We start from the raw sequence: 25,623 nt of genomic DNA, 5'->3' as shown, positions 1-25,623 counted from the left end.
TCCCGCCACGAGTCGTTGACGCCGCGATGAGGTGAGGGCCTTCGTTATAGCAGGTCACAGGAATGGCATAGGATGCGCGCGACTTACATAAAGATCACTTAAGAGGATGTACGCGTCATGGCAATCTCCGCTCCCTATCGTTCCCTTCGCGGCATATCTGCCGTTGTCGCCCTGTTCGCGATCGGTGCGGCGGGATGCTCGGACGTCTCCGACGCCGTCGACAGCGCCAAGGACAGCGCGAAGAAGGTGACTCGTCAGCGCTCGGTGTTCTCGCTGGACGTCGGCGACTGCTACAACCCGAACGGCAAGGCCGAGGGGACGGCGTACGCTGTCGAGATCGTGCCCTGCGAAGAGGCGCACAAGGGCCAGGTCGTCGGCGATTTCGCGGTCGACAAGGGCAAGGAGTACCCGGGCGACGACGAGGTCTCGGCGATCGCGGACAAGCGTTGCCTGGTCGAGGCGCAGAAGTACGCCCCGGACACCTGGGCGCTCCCCAAGGGCGTCGCCCTCTTCTACTACACCCCGACCAAGGAGAGCTGGGCGACGGGTGACCGCGCGGTGAGCTGCACCTACACCGTGGAGAAGGGGACGTTCCGCAGCTCGCTGGGCACCGCGAAGTCCCTCAAGCCCGAGCAGACCACGTACCTCAAGGGTTCGAACGCGGTCTACGAGGCCCTGTGGGCCAACCAGTCCGAGAAGGACTCCGTCGAGGACGACCTGGCCGGTTACAAGGCGCAGGCCAAGGCCGTCGCGGCCGCCCTCGACGCACACGTCAAGGGCCTGGACGGCATCGAGGGCACCGAGGTCGGAAAGCTCCGTGCGACGCTGACGAAGGCGGCCGGACACTGGAAGAAGGCTTCGAACGCCGCCGACGCCGACACGTTCTACGTCGCCTACGACCCGGCGTTCGCCGGTATTGACCCGAACAAGTCGGTCGCCGCCCGCAAGGAACTGGGCCTGGCCACTACCGTCCCGGCCGATGAGGCCGAGGTCTGGGCGGGCTGACGCTCCGTCGGAGCAGCGGGGCCGTGTCCGTGATGGACCCGGCCGGATGGCGGCGGCCCCTCCGTCCGAACGGCGCCGGGGCCGCCGCCACCGAGAGCGGCTGCTTTCTCGGCCGGGATCCCGATGCCACAGCCCGGTCCCTTCAGTCCCTTTGGGAGAACCGCGGTACCGCCCTCGCCACCCTGGAGACGGGCGGGACCGGCGGGGCCTGCGCCCTGGCCGTCGGTGCTCCTGGCGTTGCCGCCGAGGTGGGCCTGCGCCGGCCGCTCACCTTGGCGTGCCCTCCCACTTCGCTTCCCCGGACGTCCCGGATGACGACGCCCCGCGCTGGCGGACAACCCAGCGGCTGAAGCGTGTTGCCGGCAAGCAGGTTCTTGACGCCTTGCTCCAGCCGCAACAGTGGTGTTCGTCGGCGACGGTGAGCATGCCGACCGCGACAAGGCCACCGTCGCGCGGCAACCGCGGACGTCGTCGTCGGCTCGTTCGGCTGAGCTAGCGGGGATCGGATTCGTCGTGGATGGTCAACGCTCCTGCGAGGTCGAGGTCGGCGACAGTGCCGTGAGCCCCGGCACGGACGAGCAGCACTGCGCCGAGCGCGGTGCTCCAGAACGTCCTGGCCTCCACGTCGAGGGGTCGACGAGCCCTCCAGCCGCGACCGTCGATGAGCTGGCTCACGAAGCGCTCGGACTGCCGGAACAGCAACTGGAGGTGCCGGTCCACCACGGACGCGAGTTCGGGCTTGGAGATACCGGCGGCGAGTGCTCGCGCGACTGACGGGAGCGAGGGCATGGCCAGCACGGCGCGGGCGATGTTGCGCCGAAACGTCGCCGCATCGGGGGCTTGGCGACCGATGCGCTCAATCCGTCGGGCGTCGTGCAGCAAACCGAGAAAGGCGGCGTGCACGAGCAGCGAGTCCTTGGAGCCGAAGTAGTAGGTCACCTGGTTGGGGAAGGCACCTGCCGCTTTCGCGATCTCAGCGACGCTCACCTCAGCGCCGGGCCTCTCCTCGCAGAGCCGTGCAGTTGCCTCAATCAGCCGGCGCCTCGTCGCGCGACCGCGGTCACGCGACCGAGCCGGCGTTGATCGTGCTTCGGTCCGCTTCTTCTCCACACCAGAATTGTATGTGATACAACAAGGCTGTTCACTTGTATCGCATACAAGAAAGATTGAAGGGCATGCACCGGACTGAAGTCGTCGTGACCGGACTCGGCGCGATCACCCCACTCGGGGCAGACGTGGCGTCCACCTGGGACGCCCTGCTTGCCGGCGAGTCCGGCATCCGCGGCGGCGCCCTGCGCGGCCACGAGGACGTCGGCCTTCCCGACACCGTCGCGGGGACGATGGCGGTCGACCCCGCCGAGTTGCTGCTGCCGGTACAGGCCAGGCGGCTCGACCGCTCGCAGCAGGCGGCCTTCGCCGCGGCGGCCGAAGCCTGGGCCGATGCCGGCGCCCCGGAGGTGGACCAGGACCGGCTCGCATCGGCGATCGGCACGGGCATCGGGGGCGTACGGACGCTGCTGAAGGAAGACGACGTACTGGAAGCGTCCGGGACCCGGCGCGTCTCGCCACGCACGGTCCCGATGCTCATGCCCAACGCAGCGGCGGCGCTGATCAGTATCGAATACGGTGCACGGGCCGGGGTCTACACGCCCGTCTCGGCGTGCTCTTCCGGTGCCGAGGCGATCGCCCTGGGGGCCAGGCTCATCCGTTCCGGCGAGGCGGACGTGGTCATCGCGGGCGGGACCGAGGCCGCGATCACCCCGATCACCGTCGCCGGCTTCGCCCAGGCAAAAGCACTGTCGCGGCATACCGCCGAACCCGCGTCGGCGTCCCGGCCGTTCGCTGCGGACCGCAGCGGATTCGTCCTCAGCGAAGGCGCCGCTGTCGTGGTGCTCGAAAGCGCCGAGCACGCCGGCGCCCGAGGCGCGCGCGTCCACGCGGTACTCGCGGGCGCCGGCATCGCCGCCGACGCTCACCACATCACTGCGCCCGCTTCCGACGGCTCCGGGCAGATCTCGGCCATGAGAAAGGCCCTCGCGCAAGCCGGTCTGGCTCCCGAGCAGATCAGTCACATCAACGCCCACGCCACCGGAACTCCGGTCGGCGACGTCGCCGAGGCGCACGCGATCGGGGAGGTCTTCGGCCGCGCCACCGTGACAGCCCCCAAGGCTGCGCTCGGTCATCTCTTCGGCGCCGCCGGCGCGATCGAAGCGCTCATCGCCGTCCTCAGTGTGGAGCACGGCGTCATCCCGCCGACCCGCAACGTCACCGCGGCCGGCGTCGGTCCCGACATCGATCTCGATGTCGTCGCAGAGCGACGAGACGTCCCCCAGGAGGCCGTGCTCAGCAACTCCTTCGGCTTCGGCGGACAGAACGTCTCACTCATCGTCACCGGCGCACGGCACTACGCGTCCCGTACAGCCCCGACCACAGCATGACTGGCTTCGTTCACTTCAAGCGCCTCCGCGGCATCACCCCGACCCAGCACCGCATCACAGCGCCCCCCCAGGCTCGGGGAATGAGAAGGCCCGTCAGTACGTGGTGATCACGGGTGAAGGGCCGGGAGCCGGGAGCCGGACCCCTCGGAGGTGATGGCGTTCCCGGACACTCCGGCCCCTTGTTCTGCGGTGGGGGGGACGAGGTGGTGCATCTTTCCGGGGCGGTGGAATCGGGCACGTTCCAGGTGCCGGCTGGTACGGGGTGTGGGTGGCGGGGTCCAGGGTGACGCGGCCCCGGTCCGGGTCGTTGCGGACCGGAGTGTCACAGCAGGCCGAGGTGCGGTGCTCGGCGAGTGCGGTGACCTGCCTGCGGATCTCCGGGTGGGGCCGTCCCGCCAGAGAGAGCACCGGGCTCCGGGCGAGCGGGCTGGTCTTCCGGCTCCAGGCGGTGGACCAGGACCGCGGCGTCGCCGCACCGGGTGGGTGCGGCGGCCGTGGGTGATCAGCACGTGGTTCGAGTCAACGGGCCCGGAGCAGGGCGTGCAGCTCGGTGGTGTCGATGATGTGGGCCCGTGAGGGGAGGACTCGGTGGAGCAGGACGTTGTGGACTTCGGGGTCCGGGTCGGCGACGCCGTCGGACAGGACGTAGAGCTGGTAGTCGCGGTCGGCCGCGTCGACAACGGTGGACAGGACGACTCCGCCGGTACTGATGCCGGAGACGACCAAAGTGGTGATGCCACGCTCGCGTAGCTGCTGGTCGAGGTCGGTGGTGGACATGCCGCTGTAGCGGACCTTGCGCACGATGATGTCGCCGTCCTGGGGGGCCAGGCGCTCGTGGATGGCAGCGGCAGGCTCCTCGTGGTGCATGGCGCGGTGCTGGGCCAGCGGGGCGAAGGACTTGTTGGAGGCCGGGATCGCGTCCCAGTCGGCCTCGGTGAAGCCGACGCGTACGTAGGCGATGGTGCCGCCGTTTGCCCGAACGTCGGCGATGGCCCCTTCCACGCGATCGAGCAGGGCGTTGCGGTCCTTGTCTTCGGGAAGAAAGGCCAGGATCGCGGGCTGGTAGTCCATGACGAGAAGTGCGGTGTGCGTGGGGTCGAGTGCGGGGGCAGTACTCACGCGAGTGTTCTCCTTACCGGTGGTGTGGCAGGTCGGCGCGGACGCGCGTCGACGGACCGGCTGCGGTGGCCTGTGGGCCTCAGCCGTGGGTTGCGGCGTGTCATGAGTCGCTGTGGGCCGGTTCCGGCTCGTGCTGCGACGTCCGGTCCTGTCGGGGAAGCAGGAGCGGGCTGGTGATGATGAGCAGTCCCGCGACCGTGAGGGCGGTGCGGGGGCTGGTGAGATCGGCGAGCAGGCCGGTGAGCGCGGTGAGGATGGCGATGGACGCCTGCTGGCCGATCGACCAGGCCGTCAGGGTGCGGGCGACGAGATGCTTGGGGGTGTGTTCGAGCCGGTAGGTGGCGAGCACCGGGCTGTACAGGCTCATGTTGATGATGATCGCCAGCTCGACGGCCATCACGGTGACGAGGCCGACGACACCGGGACGGACAAAGGCCAGGCCGATCAGCCAGATGGCGCGCAGAGTGCCGACGGTCCGGAAGACCCAATGCCGTCCGAAGCGGGCCACGACACGGCTGGCCAGCCGCGAGCCGATGAGTCCGCCGAGGCAGGGGGCGGCGAAGGCGAGGCCGTACTGCCAGGGCGGGAACCCGAGCTGGCGAAGCAGGAGCACGGCCAGCACCGGCTCGGTGGCCATGATCAGACCGGCGACGAGCATTTGGTTGAGGTAGAGCGGCCGCAGAACGGGGTGGCCCATGATGTGCCGCCAGCCGTCGAGCAGTGCGCCCGCCCGGACCGGGCTCTTGTCGGTCGTTCGCGGCGCTTCTTCCTGGCCGCGGATCGCGGTGATGCCCAGTGCGGAGAGCAGGTAGCTGAGTGCGTCGGCCACCACGGTGGTGACCGGCCCGAACAAGCTGATCGCCGCCCCGCCGAGCGGTGGCCCCACCGCGATGGAGCTCCAGTTCGTGGATTCGAACCGCGCGTTGGCGACGAGCAGGTCATCCGGTCGGACGAGGGCCTTGAGGTAAGCGCCACTGGCCGCGTTGAACGCGATCTTGGCTGCGGCGATCACGGCCGAGATCACGAGCAGCTGGACGAACCCGAGCCTGCCCATGGCGTAGGCGACCGGGATCGTCGCCATGGCCGCGAACCGGGCCAGATCCATCGTGATCATGACCGGGCGCTTGCGCCGGAACTCCACCCACGGTGCGAGCGGCACCGCGATCAGCGCCCCCACCGCAGGCCCCACCGCGGACAGCGCGGACACCTCGGCGGGGCCGGCATGCAGCACGAGTACAGCGATCAGCGGCAATGCCCCGAACCCCAGCCCGGACCCGTACGCGCTCACCGCATACGACGCCCACAGCCAGCCGAACTGCCGGCCCAACCGTCTCCGGCCCACCATGCTCAGTGCCTCCCGTGAAGTCCCACCCGAACAATCCGACGTTGACCGAGGAGAGCTAAGTGGGCAGGACTGCAGCAGGTCAAACAACTGACCTACCTGCGATTCACAACCATCCGTTGTTCAGTAAGGTGGGTAGGCGTGGATCTCGAAGCCGTACGTACCTTCGTCGCCGTCGCGGAAGCGGGCCAGTTCCAGAAAGCCGCCGCCGACCTGTCGGTCACCCAGCAGGCCGTCTCCAAACGCATCGCCGCGCTGGAGCGCACCCTCGGCGTGCGGTTGTTCACCCGTGCCCCACGCGGCGCTGAGCTCACCATCGATGGGCAGGCGTTCCTGCCCCACGCACGGGAGCTGCTGCGCGTCGCCGAGCGTGCGGGCGCGTCCGTGCGCCCCGACCGTCGTCCGTTGCGCGTCGATGTGATCGCCTCGCGCAGCGCACAGTCGGGCCTGATGCGCGGCTTCCACCGCGCACACCCCGAGATCGACCTCGACGTGATGATGCTGTTCGACATCGAGACGGCCGTCACCGCCATCCGCTCCGGTGCGATCGATGCGACCTTCCGCGCCGTCGCCGCACCCGGCCGGCCACTTCCCGAGGACATCGAGTCCGTCCGGGTGCTCGACGAACCGCTCCAGCTCCTCACCGGCCCCGCCCACGCACTGGCGGGCGCCCGTTCGGTGACCGTCGCCCAGCTCACCGGGCACCGGATCTGGATGCCCGGCATCGCCCCCGGTACCGAGTGGGGCGCCTACTACGACGACCTCGTCGCCGAGTTCGGCCTCACCATCGAAGTGACCGGTCCCAACTTCGGCTCCGACGCGCTCCTCGACACCATCTCCGACACTCCGGCTCTGGCCACCTTCATGGGCGAGCACACCCGCCTCATCTGGCCCGCCGATCACGGCCTGCGCCGCATCCCGGTGACCGACCCGACGCCCGTCTACCCGCACTCGCTCCTCTGGCATCGCGACAACCCCCACCCGGCGCTGGCCACCCTCCGCACCCACCTCGCCGCCACGACGGCCGGCCAGGACACCGCCGGGACCTGGACACCGGGCTGGGTGCTTCCGCGCTGAACGGCCCCCGGGCAAAGCATGGCGGGAGCATGGCAGGCCGGGGTGAGCCGGCCCAGGCGGACCAGCGCAAGCCAGGACAGATCGATGCAGAGCGGGAATGAGTTGAGTTCGTATCAGGTATGGCCGGCACCTGCCGTCGACCGAGCCCTGCTTGGGAGGCTGGTTGTTCAGCAGGGACACGGGTCGAGCGGCACCGCGTTCCCTCGTATCCGGGAGCCGGAGGGTTCGGTGCCGGGATCCACAACCCCTGGTTCCTGGACGAAGACCGTTTCGCCTGGGTCCACACCTCGCAGCTGGGGGTTCCGACCAGCCTCGACTGTCGCGCATGGACGATGGCACCCACCGAGCCCGTTCGTCGACCGCTTGCGTGACCCGCGCCTGAGGGATGCTGACAACCTGTCGTCCGGTGGCTTGCTCACACAGGGCTGCGTTCTCCGCGAGCGAGGCCTCGATGTCAGCCCGGCGGCTCGGGGGCAACCGTGGCTGATCACGGAGCCGACTCGGCACATCATGCCCGGCGTTCCCAGGTGTGCCAGCTCATGAAATTGGCGCCACGGTCACGATCGCTGCGCGGCGGGGGTGTTCTAGTCGTTGAGAAGGGGGCTGTGGCGTTCGGTGAGTGGGCCGACGCCGAGATCTTCGCGCATGAGCTTGCGCATCTCGGCGGCTGCTTTGCCGCGTGCCTCCCAGCGGGCGCGGTCCTCTGGACTTCTGACGGCAGTGCCGTCGATGTAGCCGTCGCAGATGCGTCGCAGACAGTGGAACACGCTGTTGGAGGCCTTGACGACGGGTTGGGGCGCGATGAGCCACATCCGTTCCGACGCAATACCTATGCCTGAATCCCGAAAGGCATCGCGCAGCGCAAGCGCCCGCTCGTCGTTGGAAGGGTGCTCTCGATCGGCCAGGGACCGCAGGGTCTCACCGAGGACCTTCACGGTGGTGGTGTACTGCGTGTAGATGTCGAGCCGCAGCCGAAGGGCTTCCTTGACATCCTCGCGCTTCCACCGATTCCGATCGGCGATGAGAGTGGCGACGATGCCGATGGCGGCCCCGGCCAGGGTGGAAAGCAGTGGCAACCAATCCATGCGGGCCAGTTTGGGGTATCCCGTGGCGACGGCACCAGGTGGGCTGTCCCGTCGCCGGTCCGAAGAGGGCCGGGGTCCCGCTCCTCCCTCGCGGCGGGTCGGGGCGAGGACGCGATGGGTCGGTACTCCGGCGGCGGCGTGCCGTCGGGTCTTCCGCTACGGGTGCAGCACGACCTTCGTGTAGCCCTCGATCCGCTTGTCGAACTTGTCGTACGCCGAGGGCGCCTGGTCCAGGGGCAGTTCATGCAGACGCTGCACTGCCCCGTACCCAGGCGTAGGCCCTTCTCGAAGAGCTTGCCGATCGAGACGAGGAGCATGCCGTGCTTGGCCTGCTCGTCGGGGCCTCCGGGGTCGGACGGAACGTAGAGGCCGGGTACGCCGAGCGCTCCGGTGGCCCGGACCGCGCCGACGAGCGAGTTCAGGACTGTCGCCGGTTCCTCGCGGTCGGTGCCGCGCGCCGCCGCCCGGTGGCCGACGGCGTCGACGCCCTTGTCCGTGCCGATGTCTTCGGTCTGGTCCTTGATCTGCTCCACGGGGTCGCCCTCGGCGAAGTTGACCGGAATCGCACCGATCTCCCGGGCCTTTTCCAGCCGCTCGGGAACGCGGTCGAGGACATCGCCGACCGCCGACCCTGGTATGGACGGTGGTCCGCGCCGGCGCCCGGGATCTTGATCATTCATCGATGCCGGAGCGCTCCGCGCCCGCGACGATGTGGCGCTGGAGTACCAGGAAGACCACCAGCAGGGGCAGGATCGAAACGGCGGCTGCGATGAACAGCTCATGCAGGTTGACCGTCTGAGCCGTGGTGAAGGTGGCGAGCGCGACCTGCACGGTCCAGGCGTCGCGCTGCTGGCCGATCACCAGCGGCCAGAGGAACGAGTTCCACGAGCCGATGAAGACGATCGCCCCCACGGCGGCGAAGACCGGCTTTGTGTTGGGGACGACGATCCGCCAGTACGTACGCCAGTAGCCGAGCCCGTCCACCCTGGACGCGTCCTCCAGCTCCCGGGGGAAGCCGAGGAAGTACTGCCGGAAGAGGAAGGCCGCGAACGCGCTGAAGAGGGTGGGGACGATCAGTCCGCGCAGGGTGGAGACCCAGCCGAGCGACGAAACGAGGACGAAGCTCGGGACGAAAGTGACGGCGGACGGGATCATCAAGGTGACCAGGAACGCGTAGAAGACCTGGCTCGCATAGGGATACTCGATGCGGGCCAGCCCGTATCCGGCCAGCGAGGCGAGCAGCAGGGTGCCGATGGTCGTGAGGACGGCGATCACGGCCGAATTCCACAGGGCGTGCAGCATGGGGACATTGCTGTCGTTGAACAGTTCCCGCAGGTTGCCCCACTGGAGGCTGTGCGGGAAGAACGTCCAGTCCGCCCCGGTGATGTCCGCTTCGGTGGCCAGTCCGTTGCGCACCAGCAGGTAGAACGGGACGAGAAAGAGCACGGCGAGCGCGATGAGCAGCACGAGCCGCAGTGCGCGCGCGAGCCGTCGGAAGGCATGGGCCGTGGAGAGCCCCGTCGGTTGATCCGTCGAGTGCTGTCGCATGCGTCAGTCCTCCCGGCGTCCGAGACCGAACCAGCGTGCCTGTACCACCGCCACGACCGCGATGATCAGTGCGAGGATCACCGCGCCCGCGCTGCCGAGGCCCAGGTTCTGGTCCTGTCCCAGCGCCACGTAGTACAGGTAGACCAGGGGCGGCCTGGCGTAGGGCGGGTAGCCGCGTGCCGTCGACAGCAGGTTGTAGAACTCGTCGAAGGCCTGGAAGGCGTTGATCACCAGGAGCAGGACGACGGCGACGGAGGTCGCACGCAGTTGCGGGAAGGTGATGTGTCTGAAGACCTGCCAGCCGGGGCGCGCGCCGTCGACGGCCGCCGCCTCGTAGAGGGTGCGTGGGATTCGCTGGAGTCCGGCCAGCAGGATCACCATGTAGAAGCCTGCCTGGAGCCACATGCGCACGGTCACGATGACCAGCCAGTACCAGGGCGGGCTGGTGGTCGACAGCCAGGCGATGTCCGAGCCGCCGAACCATCCCAGCACCGTGTTCGCCAGCCCGAACCGTACCCCGTTGAAGATCGACAGCTTCCAGATCATTGCGGCGACGACGTACGAGCAGGCGGTCGGCAGGAAGAAGACCGACCGGAAGAACGCCTGGGCGAAGCGCAGTCCGGCAACCATCAGAGCGAGGGCGAGCGAGAGCCCGTAGGTTGCCGGAACGATGAAGAGCGAGAAGACGACGAAGGTGACGAGACTGGAGACGAAGGACGGGTCGCCGAGGATCTCGGCGTAGTTGTCCAGGCCCACGAAGTCGGTCGGTGTCACCGTGTTGTGGGCGTCGAAGAAGCTGAGCCACACGCTCCACAGCAGCGGTACGTACGTGAAGAGGGCGAGCCCGGCGGCGAAGGGGCCGACGAAGACCCAGAACCACAGGTAGCGGTTCTGGGGGCCCAGCAGTCGCCGTCCCAGCGGCCGTCTGGCGCCTTCAGGTGTCTGCGTGGCTATGACCGCACCCGCTTCAGCTCGGCGTTCGCCGTCGCGACGACCGATCTGATCTGGGCGTCCGGGTCGGCGCCTTCGGTGATGATCCGGCTCAGGGCGTCCTGGTAGGCGGTCTGGCTCCTGCTGGTCCACAACAGGGGCTGTGCGTAGCCGTGTTCGGTCGTGAAACGGACGGCTTCGGCCGCCGCGCCCTTGGCGAGTCCGGCTGCCTTCTTGGCCAGCGAGATCCGGGCGGGAATGTGGAAGCCGTAGGACAGCGCGAAGTCTTCCTGGTAGTCGGTCCGTTCCACCCACAGCCACTTCACGTACGCCTTCGCCGCGTCGATGTGGCTGCTGTGCGCGCTGACGGCCGCCCCGTAGGCGCCGACCGGTACCGAGGGCCTGCCCTGTGCCCCGTCGCGGGGGAAGGGCAGGACGCCGAAGTCGTCGCCCAGCGCCTTCTCGATCTGTGGGAGGGCCCACAGTCCCGTCCACTGCATGGCGGTCAGGCCCTGGAGGAACGCGGACGGGTCGGACCAGTCGGTGGGGGCTCCGAGCAGCAGGGAATCGTCCTGGTGGAACCGATGCAGTTTGCCGAGGGTCCTGGCGGCTTGCGGGTCGTCGAATCCGACCGTTCCGTCGGAGGTCACCAGTTCCAGGCCTGCGGCGCGGAGCGGGGTGGCGCCGAGCACGCCGGCTCCCCCGTCGTTGCCGAGGAAGAGGCCCTTGACATCCTTGGTCGTCAGGGCCTTTGCCGCGTCGACCAGTTCGTCGAGGGTCTGCGGTGGCCGGACTCCGGCCTCGGCCAGCAGGCTCTTTCGGTAATAGAGCATCTGCATGTCGATGGCCTGAGGGATGCCGTAGATCTTGCCCTTGTATGTCTTGGGGGTGAGGACCGCGGGGTTGAAGTCATCGCGTGCCCCGTCCAGGAGGTCGGTGAGATCGGCGACCTGGCCACCCCGGATCTGGTCCAGGGTCGGACGGCCCTCGAAGACGTCCGGTGCGTTCTTGGTCAGCAGTGCTGCGGCCGTCTGCTGGTCATAATTGCCGGGCCGCCACTCGACCGTGATATTCGCCTTGCGGTAAGCGGCCGCATATCGCTTCACCGCCTGTTCGGTCCCGGCCTCGCCGTACTGGTGGTACCACTGGTCGAGGGCGGGGCGATCACCCGCTCCGCCGGCACGGCCGGTGTTGGATCCGCAGGCGGCGGTGAATGCGAGGGCGCCCGAGGCGGCCAGCAGATACCGGCGGCTGATGCTGTTGGCTGTGGTACTTGAGTGGGGCATGGTCCATCAGTGTGACGCCAATACGTGTATGAGTTGTTGCCCTCCCGTGAAACGGCCAGTTATGGCCGAAGGGGCCGTTCGATCAGAGTCTTCAACGGTCAAATACAGCCAGGGATGTTCAGGCCGTCCTCGTCATGAGCCGACGGCCCGGCTTCGTGAACGCCGAGCCGGAAGGGGCGACGGCACGGGGTCCCAGCGGTACATGACGGTGGCGAGATGCGGATGGCTGGTGCGGCGGACGCTCGCGAGGATGGCGAACTGCTGTTCGCGGAGGATGGTGTCGATTTCGGCGTCGGCCTCGCCGAGCGCCGCCCGTCCAGCACCGACCGCCGGGCCCGCATCATTGCCGTCACCGAGAAGGGCGCCCGCACCGCCGAGCGGAGCCGGCGCATCGTGGACGGGGTGCACGAACGCACTCTCGCTCCCCTGCCGGAGAGCGACCGCGAAACCCACCTACGATGACGGTGGCCGCGGGCTTCACGACGGGACGGACTGGACTCGTCCTGGGCCATGGGGCTTCCGTCTCTGCGTGGTGGGGTGCGCATCTGTGTGGTGGGATGCGCACGCGCCGGTGGGCACGGTGCCCGTCGCTCGCCGGGACTTCCGGATGCCGGTCAGGGCGGAGCCGCACCCCGGCTCATATCCGCGCGCGCCGTACCCCTTCAACGAACCTCGCTGAGGGCTGCTGCCGGGTGGTGCGGTGGCTGCCTCCGTCGCCGTCGAGCCGAGCGCATACGAGAAGGGCCCCACCCCTCGTCTTCGGGGAGTGGGGCCCTTCTCGTGTTCAGCGAACGAGTTGCCGTCGGCCGGTTCAGCCGGTGGCGTCCTGACGCCTGCGGCGCATCCACCACACCAGGGCCGCTCCCGCGGCGACGACCGCCGCGGCGATGCCGGAGATCAGCCCGATCGGGGTGTCGGAGCCGGTGTCGGCGAGGCCGCCGTGCGGGTCCGGCTTGTTCGCCGGCGGCTGGGTGCTCCCGCCGGTCGGGGCCGGGGCCGGGGTCGACGGGTCGTCACCCGGCTTGGACGGGCCGGGATCAGGCTTCGTGGGAGTGGGGGTGGGCTTGGGCTTGGGATCCTCGCCGTCGCCGGCCGCCATCCTGCCGCCGCCGAGGTAGAGGGTGTCGGTGTCCCGGTAGGAGACGTCATCGGACTGGAGGGATGTCCTGGTGGTGGTGTCCAGGGTGCGGTGCTCGACGTTGAACCGGGTGCGGGAGATGTTCTGCTTGGGCTGCTTGGAGAAGTCCACGCCGCCGACGCCCTGGTTGTACACCTTGCCGCCGTACTCCAGCTCGAACCACTCGACGCCCTTCTTGATGGAGTCCATGTAGCGCTTGTGGACGCCCTCGCGGGTCCAGTTCTCGTTGGGCGCGCGCAGCGGCCACGCGGAGACGTCGTTCGAGTCGATGATCTTGTGGAAGTCGGTCGGGGTCTTCGCGTCCTGCTGGCGGATGTACTCGGCGGCGACGCGCGCGGTGTAGACGGCGCGCAGGTCCGCGTAGTCGGGGTCGGTGTTGACCCGGTCCTCCACCAGCGGCATCACGTTCGTGCGGACACTGGCCTCGATGGCGTGCTTCTGCTCGTCGGTCAGGCCCTTGCACTCGGTGGATCCTGGTGCCTGCCACTCGACGTCCAGCCACTGGGTGGACACCTTCAGGGGTGCGTCGAGGATGTAGATTCCGCCGTCCTGCTCGCGGACCTGGGCGGGCTTGGGCTCGATCCACATGCGCACGCCGGGGAAACAGGGCATGCCGTTCTGGCGGGGTGCGGTGTCCCAGTACCGCTTGGCGCCGGCGTGCTTGTCGGGGTTGAGGGCTTCGGAGAAGTCGTGCTTCATCTCCAGGTCCGCTTCGAGCAGGACCCGGCCCGCGTCGGTCCTGCCGAACTTGGCGTCCATGACCCGGTCGGGCTCGTCCGGGTTGAGGTTGACCCAGAACTTCTCCGGGGTGAGTGCGAGCCAGGTGAACAGGGCGTCGGAGGAGAGCTGCATGCGCGCCTCGCCACCGAAGCCGGGGTTCTCGTCGGGGTCGGGCATCTGGTCGGCACGCATGGAGTACTGCATGCCCTTGCCCTTGCCCAGGCCACCCACGTAGCGCAGTTCCAGAGTGGTGAAGTCGACGCCGCCGGGGCCGCCGCGGGGAAGGGTGCCCCGGGTGTCGAGCCGGCGGGCGTCGGCCTGGATCCTCTTGGCCTGTTCGAGGTTCTTCCCGGAGCCGTTGATCCGGTCGTTCAGCGGGCCGCGGGTGCCACAGGTGGAGACGGCGGCGAGCTGCATCCTGCCCTGGCCGCCCTGGCAGCCCGGGGCGAACCACCGCTGGTAGTCGGAGTAGCCCTTGATCGGCTTGGTCCGCGGTACGGGGTTGTAGATCCGCTGGTTGCCGCGGACCTGGTTCGTCTGGCCGGGCCGCAGCCGGTTGACGTACCGGTTCAGGTTGTCGATCTTCTTGCGCTGGCCCGTGGTGAACGCCTTCGCGCCGGTGAACCGGAACTTGTGGTCCGGCATGAACCGGGCGATCTTCCGGTCCTTGCCGAGCTGCTTGTTCGTCAGTTCCGAGTTCGACTTGAACTCGTTGAACTCCTTGGTGCGCTGGTTGTAGGCGTCGTACCGGCGCGTCTCGACGACGTTGCCCTGTGCGTCGATGAGTTCGACGGTGACCTCGCACAGCCAGTCCGGTCCGACCAGGCGGAAGTCACGGACGAGCTGGCGTTCGAACGCCGATCCCTTGTGGTTGTTGGTCTGGTTGCGGATGTACCGGTGCTCGAACCAGTGCTCGAAGCTCAGGCCCTCCTTGTTGTGGAAGTACCGGGCGTAGATCTCGAACTTGCGGTCGTCCGGGTCACCGGACTTGTCCGCGGTCTTCTGCCACTCCTTGTAGTTCTTCTCCGTGTCGCCCGGGACCTTCGACAGGGCCTGCGTCCTGTCGGCGGCGGTCGGAGCCTTCACCCCGTCGTACGCCTTGCCGGGCAGGTCGTAGTTGAAGTTCTTCGGGTTGCCCTGCCAGGCGGAGAAGTTCGATCCGGTGGGGTCGTTGGGGAACCCCGAGTTCTTCGGCGTGCTCTGGTACTTGCTTCCCAGGTTCTTCACGTCGCAGCGCTTCGCACCCGGCTTGATCCGGGCCGCGACGGCGCGCGGCGCGGCGCTCGCGGTGTCGCTCTCGATGCCGGGCAGGCCGGTCACGGTGATCGCCGAAGCGATCCCGAAAGCGGCCAGGACCCGGCCTGCCAGACGCCACCGCTCGGGTATGCGCAGTGCTCTGTTCAAGTGTGATCTTCCCTCATGAGTGGGGCCTTGAGGGGTAGGGGCGGCACGTATGGGCCCCCGTGACATGTACGCGCCGCCCGTTCATCCTAGGACGGTCAACCACCGCGCAAGAAGGCGAACAGGCGCGTGTCGGCGCGTCAACCATGCTGAATTCGCTGGACGTTGAGAGAGGCTCAGCCGGTGAAGTAAAGGCTTTCCATGTGGCTGGTCGCGTGCTCGCTGTGCCGCACCCGAAGTGAGGAGGCGTCCAGATCTGCCCTTCCCCACGGGTCCGCGTCCCCGAGGCATGCCGTGGCGAGGGCGCCCCAGTCGTTCTGGTTCGGGTCGTCGTCCAGGTCGAAGTACACGTCGAGCTCCTCGAGCACTTCCTCGGTGATCCCGAGGGCGGACATCACCGCCTGCGGGTCGCCGGTCACGACGAACGGTTCGTCACCGGGCCAGCCGCAGGCATGGAACATGGTGCCGTCCGGCAGCCACACGAGGTCCTCGGTGTGCTCGGCGCCGCAGTGCACCTCCACCCGGCCCACGATCCGCGCGTCGGGGAAGCGTTCACGCAGCCGGGAGGCCTCCGCGAGCAGCGGCATGTCGTTGCCGTCGTCCGCGAAGGCCGGATCGGAGATCGACATGACGTTGCCCCACACCCCCACCTGGACGACGTCCAGATCAGACCTGGTGGCGACCGTGACCGAGTCGCTCTGCTTACGGGGACCGAGGTCTTCGACGACGTCGTCGATCGTCTCCAGGGAGCGGGCGAACTCCTCCGCCCGGTCGGGGGCGTTGGGCGGAAGTCCGGCGGCGTCCACTGTGAACGGCGGGTGGAGAACGGTCAGTTCGTAGCGGCTGCCGCTGCCCCGGGTCATACGGTCGGGAGGCAAGGTCCAGAAGTCGGTGTCAGACATGCCTGTCACCGTAACGGGGGGCCCGATCCCGTCGGGGGTGGTTGCAGCCGGCCGGTCCGGTCCCCCGTCGGCGAGTCCGCGCCGCAGGAGCCGGAGCGGCGGTGCGGTCACGGCGCGGTGCGGGCCGCGAGCACCGATTCGAGTGTGGCGCGGGCGGTGTGCCGACGGGGCAGCCCGGGTAGGGCGAAGTACTCCTCGCCGAGGTCGGCGCCGTCATGTCTGACCGGCCCGTGAAACGTCGCGGAACCGCCGCCGTCGGGCAGGCGGAGCAGTGCGCCGCCGGTGAAGAAGCAGTCGTCGAGCCGCGTGGCACCGTGGAACTGGGTGCCCGTGAAGTCCGCATGGGCCGGCCGGCAGCCGCTCAGGTCGAGGTCGACCAGTGTGGCGCCGGACAGCGGCAGCTTCGCGTCCGGCCAGAACCGGTTGGCGTCCGCCGGCCGCAGGTGCGTTGTGAGCAGGTTCTGCGCCGCCTGTCGCACGGCCAGTTCGGCCCGCTGCTCGTCGTCGAGGTCCGCGGCGCCGACCGGGAACGGCAGCGGCATCCGCAGGTACGCGCAGACCGCGGTGACGATCCCGTCGCGCGACTCGGGCCGGGCGTCGCCGAGGGCGTCCAGGATCCGCAGCCCGGCCAGCCTTACGGGCGCCTCGGCTGCCGCCAACTGGTGTGTGTACGGGGCGACGGCGGCGTCGGTTGTCAGGTGTGCCGGGCCGTCGTCGGCGGGTACCGCCGTCCAGCCGAACGGCCACCGCTGTTCGAGGTCGGCGGCCGCGGCACGGGCGTCGGTGAGGTCGGCGGCGGGTTGGTCCAGGTACACCTGCGAGTCGAAGCGCGCACCGCGGAACGACGCCGCCGCGCCGAACCTCGACTTCCAGAACCACGCGGCGTCCCGGAAGTGCGTGCCGCTGAACGACGCGGCACCACGGAACAGCGCTCCGTCCCCGCCCTCCTCCCAGCTCTGGTAGTCGCCCATCAGGTACGCATCGGGCCAGTGCGGGTCGGTCTCGTTCGGTTCGCGCCAGGGGATCGTGGTCGTCGGCCCGAGCGTCTCCGTGAAGGCGTCGTCGTCAAGATCCGCCCAGCTCTCGTCCTCCCAGACGCCCTCTTCGCCGAAGCCGAACCAGGCGAGCCCGTCGAAGCAGGCACCGTCGAACCGGGCCCGGCCGTGGAACCGGGCCCGTCCGAAGACGGCCTCCTCGCCGAACCGGGCGCCGACGAATCCGGCATCGCAGGAGAACACCGCGCGCGCGAACACCGCGCCGCCCGCCCATCGCGCGCCCTCGAACGTGGTCGTGCCACGGAACAGGCAGTCGGCGAAGGTCGCCCCGGCGAACCGGCAGCCGGTGAAGTCGATGCCGTCCACGACCGCGCCGGTCAGGTCCACCGCGATGCCGTCCCAGCGGGCGGTGTCCGGCCCGGCCGCCTCCGGTACGGGGCGCAGCCGGTCGGCGAGCATGGAGAGCGCCGCTCGCCGTACCTCCGGCCCGGCCGGATCGTCGCCGCTGTCCGGCCCGGCCGGATCCTTGCTGCCGTCCGCCGGGGGTTCGTCCCGGGCCAGGTGCTCGCGGACGAACGTGCACACCGCCTCTGCCACGTCCGGCCGCAGGTCCGGATGCCCGTCGCCGAGCCGGGCCAGTTCGGCCACGGCGTCCCGCCGGGGACCGGCGCCGCCGCCGCGCAGTCGGCCCGCGGCCGCCCGCACCGCGTCGGCCGCCGCCCCGTCATCACCGATGGCCACCATAGACACCCCGCACGATTGGACGATCGAATTCCTTGGCTCCCGCAAGGTAGCGGTTCGCCTGGAACCCATCGAGCGCGGCCCGTCGACCCGACCACGCCACCGGCCACCCGACACCGACGAATTGGACTTTCCTGGCTGCGAGATCGCTGTGCGCCGGGGCTATGCGAAGGCTGCTGCGAGCGCGGAGCGGGGTGCGCGGCCCAGCAGTTGACGCAGGTCGCCACCGGTACGGGACATGAACCCGGCCGCGATGGCGGAGCAGGTGCCCACCAGCATCGGAATCTGGAACGGCTCGGCGCCGGAAGCGGCGACGCGCGCGGGCCTGGGCGAGTGTCTCCGGCTCATAGGCGACGTGCGGCCCGTGCGTCCGGGCCAGGTCGGCGCCTCCAATGGCCTGCTCGCCGACGAGTTCGTAGATACGTCGCGCATGGGCGGGCGCCTCTGTCGTCACACGTATCGCGGCGTCGGCCAGATCCGCCCGTGCGACGGCGGCCAGCCGGCCCTCGCCGAGCGGGGCAGTGATCCGCCCGTCGGCTGTCGGCGCCGCGAGGCCACCCAGCAACTCCGCGTACAGGCCATTGCGCAGAATCGTCCAGTTCATGGTGGTCTCCTGGAGCCGACGCTCGGTCCAACGGTGCGGCAGGGCGTAAGGGAGATGATCGCCATCGGCAGTCAGGCTCGTATACACGACATGCCCCACACCGGCCTTCTCCGCAGCGTCGACAGCGGCACCGTGCCGGGCCATGACGGTGTCGTCATGCGTTCCTTCGTTCTTGATCACCTATGGCGGGACATGACCGCCGAGATCAAGACTCGCGAGGAACGCGCTTGGTTGTAGGCCCGGGAATCCGACTCCGGCCCGGTATCCCGGCATACCTTCGGACAACGACCGATGGGCGACCCACGGCCCGCATGCGCTATAGTCGATCTTGAAAGTTCGCCGCAACTCGCGGCGGCTGACACTGCGTTGGTGGTCCAAGGAAAGACGCCCCGCTTCCCGTGGGGAAATGCAGGTGCAAGGCCTGCCCAGCGCTCGCTCACGAAGCCCTTCCCCCACCGGGGAAGGGCTTCGTCATGTTCACCTGATGCCGCATGAGGCGCTCACCCGGCCACTGGCCTCACGCCGTGGCAGGTGCCGCCGCCGCAGGCATCTCGGGTCGCAGATGACCGGTGCGGCGGAGCCCGGTCAGAGCCACGGCGCACCCGATCCCGAGCGCGGCCAGGGCTGTCCAGGGCAGCCACGGGGCGTCTGCGCGGGCGGCGAGGTCGAACAGCGCGCCCACGGCGAGATTGCCGCCGGCCACGGCGATGCCGGCCACGGTGCTGTAGGCGCCGTAGTACGTGGCGACCAGGCGTTCACCCGAGAGCCTGACGAGCGTGTCCATCTCGAACGGGTACAGCAGTGCGGAACCCACTGCCAGGAGCGCCGCGCACGCCACCAGCCCGGCGAGCCCGAGCAGCGCGGCGACCCCGTGAGCGGGGCCATGGGGCCCGGGGAGCAGCGGCAGGAACGCCGCCCCCATGACCGCCAGCCCGACCGCGATGGCCTTCGGGGCGTCCAGGCGCTTCCTGGCCCGGTCGGTCAGCCTCAGCTGGCCGGCGACCGCGACCAGGGCGGAGACGGCGAAGACCCCGCCCATCGCGGTACCGCTGCCGTCGCCGAGGAGGGTGCGGGCCTGCAGGGGAAGGGCGAGGTAGGTCTGGAAGGCCAGCAGGTAGGAGCCGGCCATCGCGGCGGAGAACAGCATGAAGGGGCGGTTGCGCAGAATCGTCCGCCAGTCCGCGGCGATCCCCCGCCATCCCGCCTCGCTCTGTGATTCAGCGGCGGGGCGGCGGGCGGGCAGTGCGCGAGCCTGCACGAGCGCCAGCAGTGCGAAAACGGCCGCGGAGACCGCGCACACCAGGCGGAAGTCGAGGGCGAGCAGGGCCAGTCCGGCGAGCGGACCGAGCAGGATGCCCGCCTGGTAGAAGACGTTGAAGCAGGAGAACGCCTCGACCCGGCGCTCCCCGGCTCCTTCGGCGATGTACGCGCGGACCGCGGGGTTGAACAGGGCTCCGGCAAGTCCCGTGGCGGCGGCGGCCGTGACCAGGGCGGGCAAGGTGTCGGCGAAGGCCAGCAGCGCGAACGCGCCCGTGCGCAGGGCGCAGCCGACGAGGATCATCGGCTTGTAGCCGATCCGGTCGGCGAGGGTGCCACCGAGCCAGAACATGCCCTGCTGGGAGAGGTTGCGCACGCCCAGCACCAGACCGACCGCCCACGCCGCGAGGCCGAGGCCGTGGGCGAGGTGGTCGGCGAGGTAGGGCATGAGCATGTAGAAGCCGAGGTTGATGCCGAACTGGTTGACCATCAGCAGCTGGATGCTGGGGGTGAAGGAGCGCATCTGGGTGCGCAGCCGCCTCACCGCGCACCCGCCAGGGCGGTGCGGGCGGCGGCCGGAGCGGGGGCGGTGACCGTGGTGCAGCGGGTCCAGGAGGTCACTGTCCGTTCGCCGGGCTCCTTGATCTCTTCCGGCCCGGTCGGCATGGGTGCGTCGAGCAGGTGATGGCCGTGGCACCAGCCGTCGTTGTAGATGGTGTCGAGGTAGCGGTGGGGGCCGTCGGGGAAGATCGCGGCGATGCGGGTTCCGGCGGGCCGGGTACGGGCGGCCCATCCGGCGACCAGTGCGACCGCGCCCACGCTCCAGCCGCCGGAGGCGTAGTGGCTGCGGGCCAGGGTGCGGCAGGCCCGGACGGCTTCGGCGGGGGCGACCCAGTGGACCTCGGTGAACGCGTCGTAGGCGACGTTGCCCGGGTGGATGCTGGAGCCCAGTCCGCGCATCAGGCGCTGCCCGGCGGGCTGCCCGAAGATCGCCGACCCGGTTGAGTCCACCCCGATCAGGTCCAGGTCGGGGAAGGTCCGGCGCAGGGCGGCGGAGATGCCTGCTGAGTGGCCGCCGGTGCCGACGGAGGCGACCAGGACGTCGATGCAGCCCAGTTGGGCGATCAGTTCCGCGGCCAGCGGGGTGTAGGCGGCGACATTGTCGGGGTTGCTGTACTGGTCCGGGCACCAGGCCCCGGGGTGCCGGGCGAGCAGGTCGGCCGTCCTCTCGCGCCGCGCCTGTTGCCAGCCGCCCACCGGGTGTGCGGTGGTGACGAGTTCGACGCGGGCGCCGTACGCGGTCAGGGCCCGGCGGATCGCGGGCTCCAGGCCCGGGTCGGTGACCACGGTCACCGGGTGGCCGAAGGTGATCCCGGCCAGGGCCAGCCCCAGTCCCAGGGTGCCGCTGGAGGACTCGACGATGGCCGCGCCGTCGGCCAGGTCACCGCGTGCGCGGGCACGGGCGACCATGTGCAGGCCCGGACGGTCCTTGATCCCGCCGGGATTGGCGCCTTCGAGCTTGGCCCAGAAGCCGCGCCCGGAAGGGGCGAACGGTTCGCCCACCCAGAGCACCGGGGTGTGGCCGACCAGATCGGACGGGCCGCGGGCGGAAGCGGGGGCAGGGGCGTACAGAGGGGCGTTGGCGTACAGGGAGGTGTTCATGGAGGGTGTCACGGCTCCTCGCCCCATGCCTGCGGCAGCCGGCGTGGGGTATCGGCGGGTCAGGGCTCGGACACACAGCCGCCCGGGACCCGCCCGGCGGTGCCGGACGGAGTGAGGCAGGGCGGCCGCGCGGGACCTCTCAGGTCCGTGCCACGCAAAGGGCCGTAAGGACACCGCGTCCGCCGAGGGCGCCGTCTCCCGGAGCTCGGGCGCTCCCCGCCCCGGCCAGAGCCGCGTCGGGGCCGCACGGCAGGGCATGCACGGTCGGCGCGCCGCCCGGCGAGGGTACGGGCGGTGCGTCGCTGCGGACCCGGTCCATCGTGTGATCACCGGTGTCCGGGCAGCATGGTGCCCGCTCCGGGGCAGAGGCCGTGGGCCCGCCGCCGAGTGCGGCCACGGGGGCGGCAGCGGCGTAGGCCGTGCTCATCGGATAGTGCGGACTGTCGAACGCCGGACCGTGGCTGTGGACGCAGCCCATCAGGTGGAAGGTCACCCAGATGAGCACGACGAGGACGCCGCTGTCCCGCATGCGGCGATGCGCCGGGGAGAACGACGCCGCACCGATCATGCACTCAACGTATCCTGACGGGCACTCAAAGTCATATCGCGTGGGGCGTGTGGCGCGGGTCAGCTGTCGGGAACTCGATGCGGCGCGACAGCTGCGCCGGCGGGGAGCCCGACAGCAGTCGGACAGGTCCGTCGCTCCGGGAGAGGGTCGCGTCCACGCCACCGACTGGTGGATCGTCGAGGGTGAGACCTATCCGGGAGCCATCGATCTGCGGCACCGCCTGAACGCCTCCTGCTCGATGTCGGCGGACACATCGGCTACAGCATCCGCCCCTCCGCCCGGAGGCGCGGCCTGGCCACATGGGCCCTCAGGGCTGTTCTGCCCGAGGCTCGTGCGACGGGTCCGGGGCGGGTTCTCGTCACCTGCGACGACAGCAATGTCGGCTCCGCTCGCAGCATCGAGCGCACCGGTGGCGTCCTGGAGGACGTCCGCATCACCGAGGCAGGCAGCAAGCGCCGCTACTGGATCACTCCGTAGAGAGGGCTGCGGCCGTGTTGGGTGCAGCCCTCGTCGGCAGGGGCGACCGGCAAGGTTGTTCCGTGGCGGCCGGGGGCTGTCCTGCAATCCCTGGCGGGACAGCCCTCAAGCGGACTTCCTCAGCGTCTTCCCGGTGACCATCACCCCCGTCAGGACTGCCGCGGCCAGGGTGCCGGTGATCGCCATGGTGATGGCTCCGGCGTTCAGGTGCAGGCCGACGTCGGACGAAGTGGCCTGGGAGAGACCGGAGGCCATTCCCGCCAGCGGGGGCAGCGTCACCAGGACACCGAGGCCGGCTCCGACGGCCACCAGCAGGGCGGTCTCGCCGGCGCCCAGCTCGAGGAGCTGGCGGACGGTGCCGCCGGCGGACTTCATCACCGCGTAGTCGCGGCGACGGCCGTGGGCCGCCATGGCCATGCTGTTGGCGACGGCGATCACGCTGTAGCCGACGGCGATGGCGATGAGCATGGCGGCCAGGCTGTCGGTGAGCTCGGCGTCGGTGTTGTAGTCGTCGAGGGCGTACCGCATGGCGTCGTGCAGGGCGGTGCCGGGGACCGCGGCGGAGGCATTGTTGCCGGCCGGGACGAAGATGTCGTCGGTGAGCGCGGCCGGGTCGTGGGCTCGGACGAGGTCACGGGCGACCACGAAGTCACCGCGGGCCGGGTCGTCGGGCAGGACCTTGCTGATCCTCAGGTCGACGCTCGCACCGTCGGCGAACCGGACCGGGACGCTCTGGCCCTGCTTCAGGCCCAGGCCGGATGCGGTGCGCCGGCCGAGGACGGCCTCGCCCGGTCTGTTCCACCGGGCGTCACGGGTGCCGAGCACGTCCAGGACGGTCCGCTTCTCACCGACGAAGGCGCGGGTCGGCAGGGCTGCCTTGCCGACCGGGTTGGCGGCGACGACCTCGTCGGTGTTGCCGGGGGTGCCTTCGGAGGTGACGATCGTCTGGCCGGCGACCTTCAGGGCCTCGCCTGCCGGGTAGGCCACCCGCATCGTCTCCACCGCTCCGCTGAGCAGGACCGCGAAGCCGACTGCGGCGATCACGGGGGCCACCAGGGAGGCGGCGCGGCGGGGGTTGGCGGTGAGTTCGGAGCGGATCAGGAGGGCAGCGGCCGAGCCGCGTTTCCGGAAGGGTGCGGTCAGGCAGCGGCCGACGGGGCCGACGAGGGCCGGGGCCAGCAGGGCGGCTGCGACGATGAGTGTCATGGTCGCGAAGAGCGCCGTGCTGATGCGGTTGTCGGCGCCGGTGGTGACGGTGGCAAGTACGGTGCCCAGGCCGAGGACGGACAGTCCGGTGATCCAACGGCCTCGCCCCATACCGTTGTTGGCGGGGCGGCTGTCGAGCAGGGCCTCGATCGGGGCGACCTTCGCGGCCTTGCGGCCGGCGGCCCAGGCACCGATGACGCTGACGCCGATGCCGACCGCGGAGGCGGTGAGCAGCGGCCAGGCGGCCACGGTGACCTCCATGCCCGGCGGGGTGACGTCCAGTCCCTTGAGGATGTCGTGCAGCAGCGGGGCGGCAGCGATGCCGGCCAGGCAGCCGGCGATCGAACCGAGCAGGCCGACCACGGCGGCCTCGCCGAGGATCATGCGGCGGATCTGGCCGGGTGCGGCGCCGATGGTGCGCAGCAGGCCGATCTCCCGGCGGCGCATGCCGGTCGACAGGACCAGCATCGAGGCGACGACGAAGACCGTGGTGAACAGGCCGAGGACGGCCATGGCGCCGATGAGCTGGACGCCCAGGGAGCGCTTGTGCTCGATGTATCGGGGCTGGAGTTCGGAGCGGGCGCCGCCGGAGACGACCGTGCCCCTGTCCCCGAGGGCCTGCCGTGCGCCGGAGGCGATGGCGGCGGTGGACGCCCCCTTGTCCGCGATCAGCGCGAGGGCGCCGACGCCGGGCTGCTGCTCGGCGGCGAATGCCTCGCTGAAGTAGTAGCCGGGGCCGTCGACGGTGCCGACGACGGTGAACGGAGTGCGGCCCTCGGTGATGTTGACGGTGAGCTCGCTGCCCACTGCCACTCCCAGGGCGCGGTCGACGACGACCTCGCGGACCCCGCTCGGGGCCCGGCCGGAAGCCAGCCGGTAGGGCGCCATCCGGGTACTGTCCCAGCCGTGGCCGGCCTCTGCGGCGCCCTCGTCGGTGACGGGCCTGTCGCCGCGGAAGGCCTGGGCGTAGAAGGAGCGGTCCACCACGACGGCGGCGACTCCGGGGACCTCGGCCAGCTCGGCCTGGAGCGGTGCGGCCTCGGCCGGGCTCCACGCGATCCGGTCCTCGGGGCTGCCGTCCGTGTCGAGGGCCTGCTCGGGCAGGGCCAGGGCAACGGCGTCGGTGTAGCGGGGCTGGGTGGTGGGGCGGGACGAGTCGTAGATGACCAGGGTGGTGGTGATGAGGGCCACGCCGACCAGGACGGCGAGGAAGGCGCCGAGGAAGCCGGCCCAGCGTTCGCGTACGTTCGCGATGATCAGCATCACGCCTCCAGCCGGGCCATGTGAGCGGCGATCACAGCGGCGTTGTTGCTCCGCGGGTCCCTGTCCAGCGGGATCCGGTCGGCGATCCGGCCGTCCTTGATGAAGACGACGACGTCGGCCGCGGAAGCCGCCACCGGGTCGTGGGTGACCATCAGGGTGGTCTGGCCCTCCCGGTCGACCAGCATCCGCATCATCCGCAGCACCTCGCGGGAGGTGACGGTGTCCAGGGCACCGGTGGGCTCGTCCGCGAAGAGCACGTCGGGGCGGGTGACCAGGGCCCGTGCGAGGGCCACGCGCTGCTGCTGGCCGCCGGAGAGCCGGCTGGGCCGGTGGTTCGCGCGCTCGGTCAGACCGACTGAGGCGAGCGCGCTCGCGACCTGCTCGGGCTCGACCTTGCGGCCGGCGAACCGGGAGGGAAGTTCCACGTTCTGGGCCGCGGTCAGCGACTCGACGAGGTTGAAGGCCTGGAAGACGAAGCCGATGTGCTTGCGGCGGAGCTCGGTGCGCTGTTTCTCGTTCTGCTTGCCGATGTCGACTCCCGCGAGAACGATCTGTCCGTCGGTCGGCCGCTCCAGTCCGGCCGCGCACTGCAGCAGGGTGGACTTCCCGGAGCCGGAGGGGCCCATGATCGCGGTGAAGGTGCCGCGGGAGAAGCCCACGGAGATGCCGTCCAGTGCGGTCACCGCGTGGTCGCCGGTGCCGTGGACCTTGCGCACGCCGTGGAGTTCGACCACGCCCTGTACGGAGGCTCGCCTCGTTGTCGTCATGCGTCGATCTCACTGCACGAAGAAGGGGCCGGGCACTGATCCGCCCTCTACTTCCGAGGTAGTGCAGGCTCTACCTCGGAAGACCGAACTGC

General features: G+C 70.0%; 20 protein-coding genes and 2 pseudogenes. 6 read left to right on the top strand and 16 right to left on the bottom strand.

Going from position 1 to position 25,623, the window contains the following annotated elements; translation table 11 throughout:
• Positions 1 to 117 precede the first annotated feature (117 nt).
• Positions 118 to 1,005: a septum formation family protein gene (locus OG842_RS41635; protein WP_266737714.1), complete on the top strand. Its 888-nt coding sequence runs from the start codon at positions 118 to 120 to the stop codon at positions 1,003 to 1,005.
• 492 nt (positions 1,006 to 1,497) lie between these two features.
• Here OG842_RS41635 and OG842_RS41630 read toward each other — a convergent pair whose 3' ends face one another.
• Positions 1,498 to 2,115, bottom strand: coding sequence for a TetR/AcrR family transcriptional regulator C-terminal domain-containing protein (locus OG842_RS41630; RefSeq protein WP_266737715.1), 618 nt, complete (start codon positions 2,113 to 2,115; stop codon positions 1,498 to 1,500).
• A 65-nt stretch (positions 2,116 to 2,180) separates the two neighbouring features.
• On the opposite strand from OG842_RS41630, the gene OG842_RS41625 reads away from it, so the two are divergent.
• A complete protein-coding gene (locus OG842_RS41625; protein ID WP_266737716.1) occupies positions 2,181 to 3,443 on the top strand; it encodes a beta-ketoacyl-[acyl-carrier-protein] synthase family protein in 1,263 nt (420 codons plus the stop codon).
• Between the two features lie 519 nt (positions 3,444 to 3,962).
• Here OG842_RS41625 and OG842_RS41620 read toward each other — a convergent pair.
• Both OG842_RS41620 and OG842_RS41615 read right to left on the bottom strand, forming a co-directional pair.
• Positions 3,963 to 4,562 carry a cysteine hydrolase family protein gene (locus OG842_RS41620; RefSeq protein ID WP_266737717.1) on the bottom strand — a complete coding sequence of 200 codons (600 nt, stop codon included), beginning with the start codon at positions 4,560 to 4,562 and terminating at the stop codon, positions 3,963 to 3,965.
• Positions 4,563 to 4,662: 100 nt separating this feature from the next.
• Positions 4,663 to 5,907 carry an MFS transporter gene (locus OG842_RS41615; RefSeq protein WP_266737718.1) on the bottom strand — a complete coding sequence of 415 codons (1,245 nt, stop codon included), beginning with the start codon at positions 5,905 to 5,907 and terminating at the stop codon, positions 4,663 to 4,665.
• A 138-nt stretch (positions 5,908 to 6,045) separates the two neighbouring features.
• On the opposite strand from OG842_RS41615, the gene OG842_RS41610 reads away from it, so the two are divergent.
• On the top strand, positions 6,046 to 6,981 hold the full coding sequence (locus OG842_RS41610) for a LysR family transcriptional regulator (RefSeq protein ID WP_266737720.1): 936 nt from the start codon (positions 6,046 to 6,048) through the stop codon (positions 6,979 to 6,981).
• 584 nt (positions 6,982 to 7,565) lie between these two features.
• On the opposite strand, the gene OG842_RS41605 is transcribed toward OG842_RS41610, so the two are convergent.
• The 5 genes and pseudogenes from OG842_RS41605 to OG842_RS41585 form a co-directional block, all read right to left on the bottom strand.
• The gene (locus OG842_RS41605; RefSeq protein WP_266737721.1) at positions 7,566 to 8,066 is read right to left on the bottom strand and encodes a hypothetical protein; all 501 of its coding nucleotides are present in this window, start codon (positions 8,064 to 8,066) and stop codon (positions 7,566 to 7,568) included.
• 156 nt (positions 8,067 to 8,222) lie between these two features.
• Positions 8,223 to 8,680: pseudogene (locus OG842_RS41600) on the bottom strand (aldehyde dehydrogenase); the annotation flags it as partial.
• A gap of 58 nt (positions 8,681 to 8,738) precedes the next feature.
• A complete protein-coding gene (locus OG842_RS41595) occupies positions 8,739 to 9,614 on the bottom strand; it encodes a carbohydrate ABC transporter permease (protein ID WP_266737723.1) in 876 nt (291 codons plus the stop codon).
• A gap of 3 nt (positions 9,615 to 9,617) precedes the next feature.
• Positions 9,618 to 10,532 carry a carbohydrate ABC transporter permease gene (locus OG842_RS41590; protein WP_266738114.1) on the bottom strand — a complete coding sequence of 305 codons (915 nt, stop codon included), beginning with the start codon at positions 10,530 to 10,532 and terminating at the stop codon, positions 9,618 to 9,620.
• Positions 10,533 to 10,564: 32 nt separating this feature from the next.
• Complete coding sequence (locus OG842_RS41585; protein ID WP_266737724.1) at positions 10,565 to 11,830, bottom strand: ABC transporter substrate-binding protein; 1,266 nt, start codon at positions 11,828 to 11,830, stop codon at positions 10,565 to 10,567.
• Between the two features lie 294 nt (positions 11,831 to 12,124).
• Between OG842_RS41585 and OG842_RS41580 the strand changes: the two are divergent.
• A pseudogene (locus tag OG842_RS41580) lies at positions 12,125 to 12,289 on the top strand (MarR family transcriptional regulator); the annotation flags it as partial.
• A 352-nt stretch (positions 12,290 to 12,641) separates the two neighbouring features.
• On the opposite strand, the gene OG842_RS41575 reads toward OG842_RS41580, so the two are convergent.
• From OG842_RS41575 to OG842_RS41565, 3 genes are all read right to left on the bottom strand, one after another.
• Positions 12,642 to 15,092, bottom strand: a complete 2,451-nt coding sequence (locus OG842_RS41575; RefSeq protein WP_266737726.1) for a hypothetical protein — start codon at positions 15,090 to 15,092, stop codon at positions 12,642 to 12,644.
• Positions 15,093 to 15,265: 173 nt separating this feature from the next.
• Positions 15,266 to 15,991 carry a DUF6333 family protein gene (locus OG842_RS41570; protein WP_266737727.1) on the bottom strand — a complete coding sequence of 242 codons (726 nt, stop codon included), beginning with the start codon at positions 15,989 to 15,991 and terminating at the stop codon, positions 15,266 to 15,268.
• A 107-nt stretch (positions 15,992 to 16,098) separates the two neighbouring features.
• Positions 16,099 to 17,730, bottom strand: coding sequence for a pentapeptide repeat-containing protein (locus OG842_RS41565; RefSeq protein ID WP_266738116.1), 1,632 nt, complete (start codon positions 17,728 to 17,730; stop codon positions 16,099 to 16,101).
• 235 nt (positions 17,731 to 17,965) lie between these two features.
• On the opposite strand from OG842_RS41565, the gene OG842_RS41560 reads away from it, so the two are divergent.
• A complete protein-coding gene (locus OG842_RS41560; protein WP_266737729.1) occupies positions 17,966 to 18,568 on the top strand; it encodes a hypothetical protein in 603 nt (200 codons plus the stop codon).
• 280 nt (positions 18,569 to 18,848) lie between these two features.
• On the opposite strand, the gene OG842_RS41555 is transcribed toward OG842_RS41560, so the two are convergent.
• The 3 genes from OG842_RS41555 to OG842_RS41545 form a co-directional block, all read right to left on the bottom strand.
• Positions 18,849 to 20,132: an MFS transporter gene (locus OG842_RS41555; RefSeq protein ID WP_266737731.1), complete on the bottom strand. Its 1,284-nt coding sequence runs from the start codon at positions 20,130 to 20,132 to the stop codon at positions 18,849 to 18,851.
• The gene (locus OG842_RS41550) at positions 20,129 to 21,250 is read right to left on the bottom strand and encodes a PLP-dependent cysteine synthase family protein (protein WP_266737733.1); all 1,122 of its coding nucleotides are present in this window, start codon (positions 21,248 to 21,250) and stop codon (positions 20,129 to 20,131) included. Before OG842_RS41550 ends, OG842_RS41555 begins: the two co-directional genes overlap by 4 nt.
• Before the next feature lie 139 nt (positions 21,251 to 21,389).
• A complete protein-coding gene (locus OG842_RS41545; protein WP_266737735.1) occupies positions 21,390 to 21,818 on the bottom strand; it encodes a hypothetical protein in 429 nt (142 codons plus the stop codon).
• Between the two features lie 231 nt (positions 21,819 to 22,049).
• On the opposite strand from OG842_RS41545, the gene OG842_RS41540 reads away from it, so the two are divergent.
• On the top strand, positions 22,050 to 22,295 hold the full coding sequence (locus OG842_RS41540) for a GNAT family N-acetyltransferase (protein ID WP_401877168.1): 246 nt from the start codon (positions 22,050 to 22,052) through the stop codon (positions 22,293 to 22,295).
• A 105-nt stretch (positions 22,296 to 22,400) separates the two neighbouring features.
• On the opposite strand, the gene OG842_RS41535 is transcribed toward OG842_RS41540, so the two are convergent.
• Positions 22,401 to 24,764, bottom strand: a complete 2,364-nt coding sequence (locus OG842_RS41535; protein WP_266737737.1) for an ABC transporter permease — start codon at positions 24,762 to 24,764, stop codon at positions 22,401 to 22,403.
• Complete coding sequence (locus OG842_RS41530; protein ID WP_266737739.1) at positions 24,764 to 25,531, bottom strand: ABC transporter ATP-binding protein; 768 nt, start codon at positions 25,529 to 25,531, stop codon at positions 24,764 to 24,766. Before OG842_RS41530 ends, OG842_RS41535 begins: the two co-directional genes overlap by 1 nt.
• Between the last annotated feature and the right edge of the window lie 92 nt (positions 25,532 to 25,623).

The sequence above is a fragment of the Streptomyces sp. NBC_00376 genome (assembly GCF_036077095.1).
GTDB lineage: Bacteria > Actinomycetota > Actinomycetes > Streptomycetales > Streptomycetaceae > Streptomyces.
The sequence above is the reverse complement of the archived record's forward strand: the minus strand, read 5'-3'. Positions and strand labels throughout refer to the sequence as shown.